The sequence below is a fragment of the Teredinibacter franksiae genome (assembly GCF_014218805.1).
Taxonomy (GTDB): Bacteria; Pseudomonadota; Gammaproteobacteria; order Pseudomonadales; family Cellvibrionaceae; genus Teredinibacter; species Teredinibacter franksiae.
This window is the reverse complement of the sequence record NZ_JACJUV010000001.1, coordinates 1,921,676-1,935,211: the sequence shown is the minus strand read 5'-3', so window position 1 is coordinate 1,935,211 and position 13,536 is coordinate 1,921,676. Positions and strand designations below refer to the sequence as shown.

Here is a 13,536-nt window from a genome sequence, read left to right as displayed (position 1 = left end):
GGTTACATGCTGCTGCTAGTGTTACCTGTCGTGGCGTCAGATTCAAGGGTTGATGGCAGCTTTATCACGAATTTTGTGCCTTTTTGTAACACTTTATCAACGGGACTAATAATGTCCAAGGTTCCTTGATGCTCCTCCACGATGCTGTAAACCATGGCGAGCCCAAGCCCTGTGCCTTCTCCGGGCTCTTTTGTGGTAAAGAATGGCTCTAGAACCTGATCTTGGAGCTCCTGTGGAATACCTGGGCCATTGTCGGTAACGGAGATTTCCACACCGTCTTTTAGGGGTTGGCCACCGACGGTGATTTGGCCTCCATCGACACAGGCGTCGCGGGCATTAGAGAGCAGGTTGACGAATACCTGAATCAGTCTTTGGCTATCACCTCGGGTGAGCAGGTTTTGGGGGATGTCGTTGCAGAAATAGGTCTGACCTTTTTCACGCTGTAGGCGAATGAGGTCTATGGCCTCCTGCGCGCACTCGTAAAGTGTTACCAGGTGGAATTCATTATCTTGCTGCTGGCCCGAGTGGGAAAAACTGACCAGAGAATGCACGATTCGGCTAATGCGGTCGGTCTGCGACAGGATGTGATTAACCGATTCCAGCAACTCGTTATCATCGGTTTCATACTTCATGTTTTGTGCTAGGCAGGCTATACCGGTTACCGGGTTGCCGATTTCATGGGCAACACCTGCGGCGAGCCGACCTACGGATGCAAGGCGTTCGCTGTGCATTAGCTCCTGCTCGAGTAGTTGCAGTTCGGTGACGTCTTCCAGCAGGATAACTTGACCATCCACCTGTTCGGCGATTGAGGACGGTATGGATGCCTGGTGTAGGCTTATCCAGCGAGTACGTCCGGCTAGATCAATCTCCCGCTTGTAAAAGTGTTCTGAATCTGAGGTCGCAAATTGGTACAGCATGTCGCCCCAGGGTTCGAGTATTTCAACCAGGTGTGAGCCGGTTACTGTTTCGCTAGTAATACCGGTAAGGCGTTCCATGGCGCTGTTCCACATCTGCACTTCCATATCCTTACCCATCGAGCACACGGCCATGGGTAATTCCTCGAGTGTGCGGCGATGGTAAAGGCGCAGATTATTGAGCTCGGCCGCGAGGCCTGTGAGGTGGTGGCGGTATTCGTGAATGCGACTTTCCATCAGGTTGATATCGGCCACACCCTCGGCCTCGGGAACCTTGAATGGCACCTGGGTGTCCATTATTTCGGTTGCCATGGAAATACCCATTAGGCCTGACAGGTTGGCTTCGATCTCATCCCTGAGTCGCCGCAGGGCGTAGGGGCGGCGCTCGCTAGCACTGAGGCTGAGTTGCTCCATTGCCCTGTCCACCTCTACTCGTGCGGTTGATACGCCGATACGATCCACCAGCCGCTCTACCATTTCTTCCGGGGAGCGCACATCTAGGGCCATACGCACAGGGTGGCTGAGTTCATCTTCTGCGCACAGTTCGGCGCTGTATTTTTCATCGTCGGATTGGTGGGTAATCAGCGAGACGACGACAAACACCAAGGTATTTAGCCCGAGTGACCAGAGCGTAACGGCGCTCCATTGGGCGATGCCCACTTGGATGTGCATGCCGAGAATATCGAAGGACGCGTCGCGGGTGTCCAGTAGCATGGGAAGTAGTAGGCCCAGCCCCCAAATCAGCATGCCAGTGAATAATCCCGCTAGTAGGCCTTGACGGTTTCCTCTCGTCCAGTGGGCAACCGCAATAACGCCGGGTAAAAATTGCAGTGTTGCGATAAATGAGGTGAGGGCGAGATCGGTAAGGTTAAAGCGGTTAGCGAGTATCTGGTAAAAGCCGTAACCAGAAAGTATGACCACCGCAATGAGGACGCGGCGCATCCAAATAAGTTGGCCGTAGATCTCTTGATGGGTACGCAGTGGGGTGGCGGGTAAAATCCAGTGGTTGAGGATCATCGTGGCTATGGCAAGGGAAATTGCCACAATGGCACCGGTTGCCGCTGATAGCCCAGCGACAAAGGATATAAGTGTAAAGGTTGTACTGCCCGATGCAATGGGTACGGCTAGAGGGAAGTATTCGGTGGGGAATTGTCCGCCCAGTTTGATCCCAGCCCAGAGTATGGGGAAGATCGGTAGCGCCATTACCAGCAGAAATAGCGGGAAGGCCCAGCTGATGGTGCGAGTAACATTTTTCATCGGGTTTTCTACAACCGTCATATGAAAAATGTGAGGCATGGAGACGGCTGTGGCAATAAATACCAGTAGCAGTGTGTGCGCAGATTGGTTTGCGGTGGGTGGATTTAGGTTTTCCAGATGCTCGGGATTGTTGGCAAGCCATTGGTTGAGACCATCGAAGCCGGAAAATACTTCAAAAATGGCAAACAGGCCAATCGCACATAGGCCAAAGACTTTGACCAGAGACTCAAATGCCATGGAGGTGATAAGCCCGCGATGATGCTCCCGGTTAGAGCCGAACATCATGGCAAAACCAGCGACCACTAAGCAGTACACCAGTGCGAGCAGTTGGCGTGTATCGAAGTGGGTGTTGGGCATGGATATGCTGGTGCCGTTGTTACGGGTAAGGATATGAATGGTGTCGGCAACGGCTTGTATTTGCAGTGCGATCAACGGAGCCATGCTAAATAACATACACAGTGTTGCAATACCGCCAACGGAGTGGCTGTGGTAGCGAAACGTGAGCAGGTCGGCGGTGGAGTTGATCTGAAATCGTCGGGCAATTTCCATTAACGGCTTGAGCGCGGCAGGCGCAAACAAAAACAAGACGCCGGTGCCTAAATAATAGGCCAAAGCGCCGTAGCCAAATTCAGCGGCAAGATTGATGACGCCGTAATACGCCCAGGCACTTGCAAATATGCCAAGCGAAAATATATAGGTAACCGGGTGGTGGACAATGCGGCTGCTCACCAGGCCTTTTTCTGTGCAATAGGCAATGGCGAACAATGCGCTCATGTAAATGAGGCAGATAAGTGCTACCTGAAAAAAACTGAATGTCATGGTGTTTACTTAATCCGCCCCTGGCTGCCGTTCCTGAACAATAAATGCGACGACTATGACTAGCAGCCAAATAAGGTAAGGGCGATACCAGCCGCCGCCGGGATTCATAACCCAGTCGAAAAGAGTGGGGGAGAATATATAAACAACCAGCAGAAGCAGTAACAGCGGCCGTTGTCTTTTCATGGCTCATCCTCTGTAAAGGTTGATTGTACCGCAGCCGATTGCTTAGCGAGTTGTTTGATATTCCACTGTTGCGTGGCCCAGGTAAGAATATCGTTTACCGAGCTTTGGTGCAGGTTGGAATAATCGCTGTGATCATTCGACAAATACAGTAGGCGGCAGGCTTTAATCAAGTTCTTTTCCGGTGTGCCTGTGTTCACTGCCGGTGCGTGATTCTGTTTGCTGAGCTTATTGCCGTTGGTATCGGTTATTAGTGGGATGTGGCTGTAAGCTGGCGGTTTAGCGCCAAACAGAAAAAATAGTAATTGCTGCTTAATTGTAGTGCTGAGTAGGTCGGCACCACGCACTACGTGGGAAATGTTTTGTGCAATATCGTCGACGACTACGGCGAGCTGATAGGCGAACAGGCCATCTTTTCTGTGGATCACGAAGTCATCGGATTGCTGCAGCTTTTCATATTGTTGGCCGAGTATGCCGTCAATGAACGTATTTAATTGTGTTGTTGAGTGGTGCTTGAGTGTGGCGAGCACTTTCGGCAGGTTTAGCTTCACCGCTGCGGGCTCATCTTTACTGGGGGGGTGGTCGATGCAATGCCGGTCGTAGCGCCCTTTGAGTGATTTTAGTCTTGCGCGGGTACAGTTGCAGCGATAGCTGAGTGCTTTTTCGCTAAGCTGTGCTAGGGCGGTTTTGTAGGCTTCAGTTTGTTGGCTTTGAAAAAGCACAGTTTTGTCCCACTCGAGTCCGTGGGCCGTTAGGCAATCTAGGATTAGCTTGTCTGCGTCGGGCTGCTCTCGAGGTGGGTCTATATCCTCCATGCGAACGAGCCATACTCCCCTGTTGTGGCGAGCATCTAGAAAGCTGGCCAAGGCGCATACAAGAGAACCCGTATGCAACGGTCCCGAGGGGGAGGGAGCGAACCGGCCAACGTAGCCGGTCGGCTCTTGGTTTGATATAGCGTCAGGGGCTAGCAAAAGTCGTCTTGCAACCGTTATATCGGGTTACAGGGTGGTTTGCTTTTCCTTGATCTCGTCAATGGTTTTACAGTCAACACATTGAGTTGCCGTTGGGCGAGCTTCCAATCGGCGAACACCTATGTCTACACCGCAGGCTTCGCAGTAGCCGTAGTCTTCGGTTTCGAGCAGTTCGAGTGTGCTGTCAATTTTTTTGATCAGCTTTCTCTCGCGGTCGCGGGTGCGTAGCTCCAGGCTGAATTCTTCTTCTTGGCTTGCCCGATCAGCTGGATCGGGGAAGTTCGCCGCTTCGTCTTTCATGTGGCTAACGGTGCGGTCCACTTCTTCCATTAGCTCGCGTTTCCATGCGAGCAGTAGCTCGCGAAAATGAGCCTTTTGTTTATCGTTCATGTACTCTTCGCCTTTCTTCTCCTCGTAAGGAGAGATATCGCGAAAGGCAAAATGGGACTTAGCTTGAGATTCCGGCATAGATAATTTGCGCCTCATTGCTGAATAATCGCAGTCAATTGGGGTTGTTCATAGCGTTTTCAAGGCTTGTGGTGTTGATTTTGGCGCCCTAAATGCCCCGTACTCCGCCAGCTCCTAATGAGTCGGCGGAATTAAACGGTGAAAATTACCAGATTCGGATTTTTCGCGCTAGCTTTTTTCGGTGCTTAATCAATTGTTGTGGCTTGTCTGTGCGGATAAGCCCGAAATTTAAGGAGTTTCATGCGATTTGCCCCGCCGCTCATACAGGCGACCCTGCTTCGTCGATACAAACGCTTTTTAGCCGATGTACGACTCTCGGACGGAACTGAGATAACGGTTCACTGCCCGAATACCGGCAGCATGAAAAACTGTGTCGTGGAAGATTCTCCATGTTACCTATGGGATTCGAATAACCCTAAGCGTAAATACCGCTATTCGTGGGAGTTGGCGACGACATACGGAGGTGGCTTGGCCGGTATTAACGCCGCCCGCGCTAATCATCTGGTTAGCGAAGCGCTGGAGGCGGGGCGTATTGCTGAGCTGGGTAACTACGACACGCTGCAGCGCGAGCAAAAGTATGGCCTCGAAAATAGCCGAATAGACCTACTACTTTCGCGTGCTGGCGAGCAGTGTTTTGTTGAGGTCAAAAGCGTGACTCTCGACATGGGGGGTGGGCAGGGCATGTTTCCGGATGCTGTTAGTGACCGAGCAAGTAAGCATGTGCGTGAATTAATGGAGCAGAAAAAGCAAGGGCATCGAGCCGTGTTGTTGTTCTGTGTTCAGCATTCAAGGATAGAGCGGGTATCGCCTGCTGATGATATAGATCCGCGTTATGGCGAGTTGTTGCGGCAGGCTGCGGCAATAGGGGTAGAGGTTTTGGCTTATAGTGCGGAAATAACACCTGAAGAATTAACGCTTAAGCGTCCGCTGCCCGTTCTACTTGGGCAATAGCTCTAATCGTAATTGATATTAGCCTCTGCGTGGCCAAGAGGCCTATTCGTCGAGGTAAACACTTGTTGCGTCTTGCTGAATGGCAATAGGGGTTAGCCGGTCACCCCTACAGGGGCCGGAAACACATTCGCCGGTGTCAATAAGAAACAGTGCGCCGTGGGTTGAGCATTGGATCAGCTCATTTTCGTCATCGAGAAATTCATTAGGCATCCACTCAAGCGGGATACCAAGGTGAGGGCAAGCGTTAAGGTAGGCGTAGATAGCGCCCTCTCTGTGGATCGCGAACGCTTGTTTCGAGCCCAGCGTAAATGAGAGAGCGCTGCCTTCCGGTAGTTGGTCGAGATCAAAAAGCCTGATTTTCACAATAATCAGCGTCGCCAACTCGCGGTTACGCGCTGGCCTCTTCAGCCTGCTGGGCTTCATCGACGAGTTGGGCTTTAAGGTCTGGAGACAAATCATTCCAGTGCACGTCCATTAGTGCGCCCTGAAGCGCATAGAGCATGACTTTAGACACGTGAATGCCTCGTGCCTTGATTCGCCGGTAGGCCTCGACTGCGCCTGTTTCAGATAAATCGCTGTAGTTATTGATGCCGATAGCATGGAGAATATTCACTGATGCCATGCCCAGATTTTTTAATCCGAGCAGTTCGCCTTGACTACCTTGGCTATCGTTGTTGGAAGTCATCCAAGTCCGCTCCCATGGTTGTTATTATTAATATGATTGGGGTAAGTGGTGAGTTGATGTTCTATGTGCCCGCTTCTTATTATAGTTATGCTTTCACCTATTGGGGAAAAGCTTGCAGACGGTCATGACACTATCTCTATACCGGTACTGCCTAAATGTGCGATTTCACGTACAAGGCAGTGGTGAGAGAATTAAATCACCAACTGCTAATAATACAGACTTATAACAGCAGCGCAATTGCTTTGGAGAAGGAATATGGATGACCGTACTGGCGACACTGGGGGCTTCATCACATTTGAACAAGCCAGTGGCCAGGAATGTTCGCATATCGACCAGAACTCGTTGGAGCAGCCTGTCCATTGTCGCGTGGTAGATCCGGTGATACGCCTCAAGAGCGCTGCTGCCGAACAGGGTTTTGATTTGCGTATTGCCAGTGGTTATCGCTCGTTTGACCGCCAGCTGGCTATCTGGAACCATAAAGCGACCGGTGTTCGTCCGATTTTAGGGGCCAACGGTGAGGTGCTGAATACTACACAGCTTACGGATACCGAGCGGGTTGCGGCGATACTGCGTTGGTCGGCGGTTCCTGGTGGCTCGCGACACCACTGGGGGAGTGATATTGATGTCTACGACGCTGCTGCTGTGCCTGAAGGCTATTCACTGGCGTTAACAGTGGCCGAGTGCGAAGGCATGTTCCTGCCTTTACATCAGTGGCTAGGCGAGTATCTCAGAGAAAACGGTAGTGACTGGTATCGGCCGTTCACCGGTTTTGGCCGTGGTGGTGTGTCTCCCGAACCTTGGCACTTGAGTTTCGTTCCTATTGCACGAAAAGTAGAGCGGGTGGTAACGCAAGAGAGGCTTGCGGCGTTGCTAGAGGCGACAGACGTGGGTTTACAGCAGGCGCTGCTGAATCAATTTGATGCAATTTACAGCCGCTATATAGGGGCATACTTCGAGGGTTGATGTTTATGCTGGTGATCTTTGATTGCGATGGCGTTTTGGTCGACAGTGAAACTTTAGCGGCGGATGTTTTTTCGCAGTGCCTTGCGCGGCAGGGGGTGCGAATGTCGGCGGCGGCCTGCTATTCTGAATTTCATGGGCATACGTTGCCCTACTGTTTTACTTGGATAGAATCGCATTTTGATGTTTCTTTGCCCGAAAATTTTACCGAGATTTTATCGACGGCAACACGTGAGCGTTTTACTTTGGACCTGCTGCCCGTGGCTGGAGTTGAAAAATTATTGCGCCGCTTATTGCGGCGGAATATCCCTTTTTGTGTCGCTTCAAATGGAGAGCACAAAAAAATCAATCATTCCCTTGCGGTTACTGGGCTCGATAAGTTTTTCCCTGAATCAGATAAAAAAATATCACGCTTTAGTCGGGAGGATGTACTTCAGGGTAAGCCCGCACCAGACCTTTTTTTGCACGCAGCAGAGGTAAGTGGGGTGGCGCCGCAAAGCTGCTGGGTAATTGAAGATTCGCCGTCGGGTTATAAGGCAGCGGTATCGGCAGGTATGCAGCTAGTGCAGTATGTTCCGCAGGCGGATTTACCTGGGGGCCCTAGGGGCGGGAATATTTGTCGGAATATGGATGAAGTGGCCGTACACGTTATTGATTAGTAAAGCGTTTATGAATGCGTTTTAGCGGCTTCTTTTTTCGGCAAGGGTGGTTGGATCGGGGTGGAATTGTAAAGAACGGCTGCTGTTAGCGGATTACGCAAAGATTGCAATGATCCAATCTAAGGCTGCTGTAGCGGAAAGCGCTTTTTAGGTGCCGGTGCGGTCTTTTGCGGTTTCAGAAACAATCATATTGTGCTCCTGTAGCCATTTCAGTACTGATTTGCGGCTGGTGAGCATGGCTCGATAGGTATTCAGTACGGTTTCGCTGGGGTTTTTCATTGAGTCCATGCGCGCTATTCTGTCTTCGAGAAAGGCGATGTCGGCAAGAATTTTTGTGGTTACGGCGTTTACATGTATCCGCTGTTGTCCAATGACAATTAATTTATCGGCTTCTGTGGTAATCGCTTTTTCAAGGGTGTCGTTAGTAACAGCGTTATTCGGCTGAGCGGTGGCTCCTGCATTTAATTTTGTTTTTTCGCTATCCGTGTTCATAATTACTACATCTCAGGTACTGAACAGGCAAATCAATTCTCAGGATCGTTCTTGTTGTACTCTTGTGTTGCGTGTGTTGTGTTGTGTTGTGTTGTGTGTTGCGTGTGTTGAGCCTGCCCGGGGAAATCAAAAAAATGCATTATTTTTTTGGGGCTCGTAGAACTAGTATGGATAGTATTTAGCTTATTCGCCAGCAGTCTCCGGCGCCAAAGTATGTGCGATATTACTTACATGCCAGAATTTGCGGACAGGTTAGTTGGGCCCTTAGCTGGCTTAGAACCAAGCCTTGTTGAACCTTCTGTAACGGTTATAAAAGCGAGAAAGTTTATGCCTCCTGAAGACGATGAAAAATATAATTTGATATTTCGTGGTGTATTGGCGAAAAGCGTCGAGCCAGCCGAAGCGAAACGCAATTTGGGGCAATTGTTTAAAATTGATTCCGCAAAAGTGGAGGCTCTTTTTACGGGTAAACCCGTAGTGCTTAAGCGTGGCCTTACGTTGGATGTGGCGACTAAATATCGGGTTGCAATTAAAAAAGCGGGGGCTTTGGTTGATGTCGAGATGCAAACCAGTACTCCAGTGAAGCCTGCGGGCAAAGCGGCTTTTACTGTGCCCGCTGTTGAATCTACAGCAGACAAAAGCCTGGGTACAATACCCGGTGCCGGAACTGACCTTGGCGCTATTCCTGGAACTTCTCCCGCCTCGGTGCACATGGCGGCTGTGCCGCAGGTAACCGCCACTATTGAGCCTGCCGATGGCGAGGCCCCGGCTGCAGTGCCAGTGACTGAGCCGTCGCCACTGCCGCATGTGGAAGAATTGGGAGCTGCATTTACCTTGGCGCCTGTGGGTGCCGATCTGTTAAAGCCGGAAGAGCACAGTCAGGTGGCGGCTGTTGTAGTGGATACGTCGGGTTTGAGCATAAAGGCCGCCAGCGGCAATCTTTTGGAGCCGACGGAATACCGCCAGGACGACGCCTTGGCGCTTGATTTAAGTGGGTTTGATTTGGCCGAGGCTGGGGCTGATGTACTAAAGCCCGAAGAGCGCAAAACGGTTGAGCCGGTAGAGGTGGATATTACCGCTATAAGCTTGGCTGAACCAGGTGGAAACCTGGCGTCGCCGAAACCCGCACCACCTCCAGCGCCGGATGTGAGTGGAATCTCGCTGGAGGATGGCTGATCGCGTTGCCATTGATCGTTAGAAGCGGGGTGCCTTGGGCAGTTTTTTGTAGTTCTCGATAGAGTTGAGAATTTCTTGTTTTGCAACGTCGGCGTCTGCCCAGCCGTCTAGCTTCACCCATTTACCCTCTTCTAAGTCTTTGTAGTGCTCAAAAAAGTGGGCAATACGATCAACTTTGATTTTTGATAGGTCGGCGAGTGACTCAATATCGTCGTAATATTTGGTAATACTGCTCACTGGAACCGCTAGAATTTTAGCATCAATGCCCGATTCATCCGTCATTTGCAGTACCCCCAGAGGGCGGCAGGTGACCACGGAGCCTGGGAGTAACGGGCGGTTCATGTACACCAAAACGTCAGCGGGGTCGCCGTCGTCAGCTAGTGTGTGCGGGATATAGCCGTAATTGGCTGGGTAGTGCATGGCGGTGCCGAGGATGCGATCCACAAACATGGCGCCAGATTCTTTATCTACTTCGTATTTAACCGGATCGCTGCCCATCGGAATTTCGATGACAACATTAATTTCGTCCGGCGCATTTTCGCCTGTTGGTACTAAGTGAAGACCCATATTGTTCTAACCTTACCTTACTAATTTAAATCTAATATCTATAGTTATAAGTGCAGTGGCTTATTGTTGCCGCAGTCTGACCTGGTCTCAGCCTTAGTTTCATGTGGAAGCGAGGCGTGCCGGGTGGGCGCGATTGTAACATACGAAATGTTGCGAACAATCGTGCTTTCGATGGCTGCTGGAGGGCATATTCCTAGCGTCCGCACCAAGTGTTGTGTGAATGTTGTGCAGGTGGTGGCATGATGCCGTAGGTGGTCGAGCCCTAGTTTAAAGCGCCTAGGCGTTAAGTTGTTGTGCTAAGGCGCGCGGCGGTAACGCAGGGAATGAAATATTAAATACATCAATCGGTCGGCAAGTGACGTCGGAGCGTCTGATGTTCATCAAAAAGGGAGCACATTACTTATGCGCAAGGTTCGCGTTTGCAATATGCAGAGTAATCAGGGGTTGATTTGAGTACAGCAGGGCAAAGCAATTCATTATCACCGTTAGTACCGGTTATCCCGAGGGCGGTGACACTTGCGATTGTCGCGTTAACGTTGGCGCCCTTTCTGGCGATGGCACTCGGCATGAATTTGGGGGTGCAGATGAATTTGTCTTCGCTGGAGCAATTACCCTTGCTTTCAGCTCAGGATCGCCTGAATAATCTGCATTTAGTTATGGCTGGGCCACAGTTTCATACGTTGTTAGAGTGGAGCGCCATCATTGCGGCTGTCCTCACGGCTTTGCTTGCCTTCAGTCAATACAACCTCTCCACCAATATTGCGGCGCCAGTCATTGGGCTGTCGTTGCTGTGTGCAGCGTCTATGGATGTATTCCATTCTATGGTGTCCTCCCGGCTTCTCGATACGGTGGCAGATAGTTCAGTTTTGGCGCCCTTTAGTTGGGCTGCAGCACGAACCTTTAATGCGATGATTTTATTGTTAGGTGTTTCGTCATTGATATTTCTCAAGGGTCGAACTAACGATGAAAATGCCCTGTCTATATTGCTTGGTATTGCCGGTGCGTTTGTAATTCTTGGGTACTTGGTGGTTCAGTGGTGTATTAGCACTGACCAGATTCCGCACACCATCTATCCGGATGATTTGATAAAGCGTCCACTGGATACCATTCCGCTGGTTATCTATATATTTTGTGGGGCTTTCGTTTTTCCACGGTTTAGAAAATTGTACCCCAGTGTTTTTGCCGATGCGCTAATCCTTAGCATGCTGCCAGCCGTTGCCGTTGAAATGCATATGGTACTAGGGTCTTCGACACTGTTTGACGGCCATTTTTTTGCCGCACACCTGCTTAAAGTGTTGACCTACGTTGTGCCTTTTATAGGTTTGTTGCTCGATTACTACATAACCTATCAAAAGGACCGACTTAAAACGGCGCAGCTGCACCAAACCTATCGTGAGCTGGAGGAGCGTACATTGCAGCTCACCAGAACCAACAAAGGGTTGGAGCGTTCCAATCGCTATAAGTCAGAATTCTTAGCGAGCATGTCCCATGAATTACGTACGCCGCTGAATTCAATTATTGGTTTTAGTCGGGTGTTACTGAAAGAGCTGGGTGAGGAAAAGGCTAAGCGTGGTGTGCGAGCGGTGGAGGCCATTACCCGCAATGGAACGCACCTGCAGGGGCTGATGAATAATATCTTGGATTTATCCAAGATGGATGCTGGACGTATGTCAATCCATGCGGAGCTATTTAGTCTGGGTGATGTGGTTCAGGACGTTATGTCAGAGTTACTTCCAGCGGCGGAAGCAAAATCTCTGGACTTTACGTTGGTGAGTTACGCGCGTAATTTGTCCATCACTAGCGATAAAACCAAACTTCGGCAAATGTTGCTTAATCTAGGGTCCAATGCTATTAAATATACCCACAGTGGGTCGGTTACTCTTTTCGTAGAGCAGCAAAAATCTGGGCCTTTGGGTAAGTCAGTAAAATTCGTAGTAAAAGATACTGGCATTGGTATTGCTGAAACTGAAAAAAACCACCTGTTTACGGAGTTTGGTCGAGCAGAAGAGGTTCAAAAAAGTGGCATCGAAGGAACCGGCCTCGGGCTAATGATTACCGCCAAGCTTGCCAGTTTGTTAGGCGGGTATATTGAGTTTGAAAGTACCTACGGTGTTGGCAGTGAGTTCCGTTTGTTTCTCCCTATTGGGGCAGACGTATCGGAAGTAAACCTTGTTTCCGAAGGGCATTGGGATCGAAAGGGTTTTGCGATTGCCTATTTTGGTGATAGTGAAGGCGTCGAAACTGAGTTGGAGAAATTATTTATCGACGAGGGTGTCTGGGTCTGTGCAGAAAAACGGCTGAAGGTGTTTTTCGAGCGCTGCGAGGAGTTAATGCCTGATGTGATCTTCTTCGAGTGTGATCGTGGTGGTATCGACCCGTTACAGTTACTTAGAAGTATGTATGAGCGTAATTTACTCGCAGACATACCCAAAGTTGGGGTTTGCGGGAATAAAGTGCTGGAGAAGCAGGTGTTGATGGAGGGCGCCGATCTGTTCCAGAAAAAGTTGGATGCAACGCCGGTACTGAAAGAAAAACTGTATCGCTTAGGTAGTCGAGATATTTCCAGCGTGCTGGTAGTGGGGGCATCCCCTAGCCACATAGCGCAGTTGCATAACGAGTTTTCTGGTTTTGGCATCGAGCCTGAATTTGTTGATTCGACGGCGCTTGCTCTGGAGCAGTTATCGAATTTAATTCCCGACTTACTTGTGATAAATCTCGGTAATTTGGCTGTAGAAACAACGCGCTTGATGGTTTCGTTGAATAATGATGAGCAGTCGCGGCGGATACCGCAGGTGCTCTACAATGGTGCGGGCAACCAGCGAAAAATTGTTTTTAGTAGTGAGGTGCAAGAGGAGGTTCGCGCGATAACGCCGTCGGTTATCGAAATATTCGCTGCCGCTTTCACTATGCGTAGACGGGTAAAAACTAGTCTTATGAGAATAGAAGCGCTTAATCGCAGCTTGAAGCAAAATGAGAAGCAAGTGATGCTCGAGCCTTTGATTGAGGGGGTTGGCGATAGTGATGTGGCGGACGACGTGCGTATATTGGTTGTCGAAGATTCACCCGATAGCTCAGAGCTCATTGATTGGATATTGGTCGACTCAAATTTTAAACACGATTGTGTTACCAGCGGAAGAGCGGCGTTAACAAAAGTATTGCAGATAAACTACAGTTTGATCCTGCTGGATATTCACCTGCCTGACCTCGACGGTAAGGAGGTAGCCCGACGATTAAGGGCGACAAAGCGTTACAAGGCTACACCGATTGTGGCGATTACAGCTGGCATTACGCAGGGTGAAATTTCCGAGCTACTGTCCTGCGGTATAGACGATGTAGTAACAAAACCGGTAGATCAAGAGGCGCTGGTGACAGCGATCAAAACGCATCTTCCGCGTGCCCCTGCACTGAGTTAAGCAAGCGACGCTTCGAACGAGTAA

The 13,536-nt window shown here is 50.1% G+C and carries 13 protein-coding genes; 5 read left to right on the top strand and 8 right to left on the bottom strand.

The features are described from left to right. Positions 1 to 2: 2 nt before the first annotated feature. Genes H5336_RS08000 through dksA form a run of 4 tightly spaced genes read right to left on the bottom strand, consistent with a single transcriptional unit; the run spans position 3 to position 4,609 of the window. Entirely contained in the window at positions 3 to 2,990 is a 2,988-nt protein-coding gene (locus tag H5336_RS08000; RefSeq protein WP_185233107.1) for an ATP-binding protein, read from the bottom strand. A 9-nt stretch (positions 2,991 to 2,999) separates the two neighbouring features. Beyond that, on the bottom strand, positions 3,000 to 3,173 hold the full coding sequence (locus H5336_RS07995) for a hypothetical protein (protein WP_185233105.1): 174 nt from the start codon (positions 3,171 to 3,173) through the stop codon (positions 3,000 to 3,002). Then, on the bottom strand, positions 3,170 to 4,141 hold the full coding sequence (gene gluQRS, locus H5336_RS07990) for a tRNA glutamyl-Q(34) synthetase GluQRS (protein ID WP_221628009.1): 972 nt from the start codon (positions 4,139 to 4,141) through the stop codon (positions 3,170 to 3,172). Before gluQRS ends, H5336_RS07995 begins: the two co-directional genes overlap by 4 nt. Before the next feature lie 27 nt (positions 4,142 to 4,168). Further along, entirely contained in the window at positions 4,169 to 4,609 is a 441-nt protein-coding gene (dksA, locus tag H5336_RS07985; protein ID WP_185233103.1) for an RNA polymerase-binding protein DksA, read from the bottom strand. A 240-nt stretch (positions 4,610 to 4,849) separates the two neighbouring features. Between dksA and sfsA the strand changes: the two genes are divergently transcribed. Continuing rightward, positions 4,850 to 5,560, top strand: coding sequence for a DNA/RNA nuclease SfsA (gene sfsA, locus H5336_RS07980; protein WP_185233101.1), 711 nt, complete (start codon positions 4,850 to 4,852; stop codon positions 5,558 to 5,560). A gap of 42 nt (positions 5,561 to 5,602) precedes the next feature. Here the strand turns inward: sfsA and H5336_RS07975 are convergent, their stop codons facing one another. Beyond that, complete coding sequence (locus H5336_RS07975; protein WP_185233099.1) at positions 5,603 to 5,923, bottom strand: Rieske (2Fe-2S) protein; 321 nt, start codon at positions 5,921 to 5,923, stop codon at positions 5,603 to 5,605. A 25-nt stretch (positions 5,924 to 5,948) separates the two neighbouring features. After that, positions 5,949 to 6,245 (bottom strand): TfoX/Sxy family protein, encoded by a 297-nt coding sequence (locus H5336_RS07970; protein WP_185233097.1) that lies wholly within the window; start codon positions 6,243 to 6,245, stop codon positions 5,949 to 5,951. A 255-nt stretch (positions 6,246 to 6,500) separates the two neighbouring features. Here H5336_RS07970 and H5336_RS07965 point away from each other — a divergent pair, with 255 nt between their 5' ends. Together H5336_RS07965 and H5336_RS07960 are read left to right on the top strand one after the other, a co-directional pair. After that, positions 6,501 to 7,208, top strand: coding sequence for a M15 family metallopeptidase (locus tag H5336_RS07965; RefSeq protein WP_185233094.1), 708 nt, complete (start codon positions 6,501 to 6,503; stop codon positions 7,206 to 7,208). 5 nt (positions 7,209 to 7,213) lie between these two features. Then, positions 7,214 to 7,864, top strand: coding sequence for an HAD family hydrolase (locus tag H5336_RS07960; protein WP_185233092.1), 651 nt, complete (start codon positions 7,214 to 7,216; stop codon positions 7,862 to 7,864). A gap of 147 nt (positions 7,865 to 8,011) precedes the next feature. On the opposite strand, the gene H5336_RS07955 is transcribed toward H5336_RS07960, so the two are convergent. After that, positions 8,012 to 8,356 carry a hypothetical protein gene (locus H5336_RS07955; RefSeq protein WP_246439056.1) on the bottom strand — a complete coding sequence of 115 codons (345 nt, stop codon included), beginning with the start codon at positions 8,354 to 8,356 and terminating at the stop codon, positions 8,012 to 8,014. A gap of 213 nt (positions 8,357 to 8,569) precedes the next feature. Here H5336_RS07955 and H5336_RS07950 point away from each other — a divergent pair, with 213 nt between their 5' ends. Beyond that, positions 8,570 to 9,532, top strand: a complete 963-nt coding sequence (locus tag H5336_RS07950; RefSeq protein WP_246439055.1) for a hypothetical protein — start codon at positions 8,570 to 8,572, stop codon at positions 9,530 to 9,532. A gap of 18 nt (positions 9,533 to 9,550) precedes the next feature. Here the strand turns inward: H5336_RS07950 and ppa are convergent, their stop codons facing one another. Then, the gene (gene ppa / locus H5336_RS07945; RefSeq protein WP_185233090.1) at positions 9,551 to 10,099 is read right to left on the bottom strand and encodes an inorganic diphosphatase; all 549 of its coding nucleotides are present in this window, start codon (positions 10,097 to 10,099) and stop codon (positions 9,551 to 9,553) included. 449 nt (positions 10,100 to 10,548) lie between these two features. Between ppa and H5336_RS07940 the strand changes: the two genes are divergently transcribed. Then, positions 10,549 to 13,512, top strand: coding sequence for a response regulator (locus H5336_RS07940; protein ID WP_185233088.1), 2,964 nt, complete (start codon positions 10,549 to 10,551; stop codon positions 13,510 to 13,512). Positions 13,513 to 13,536: the final 24 nt, after the last annotated feature.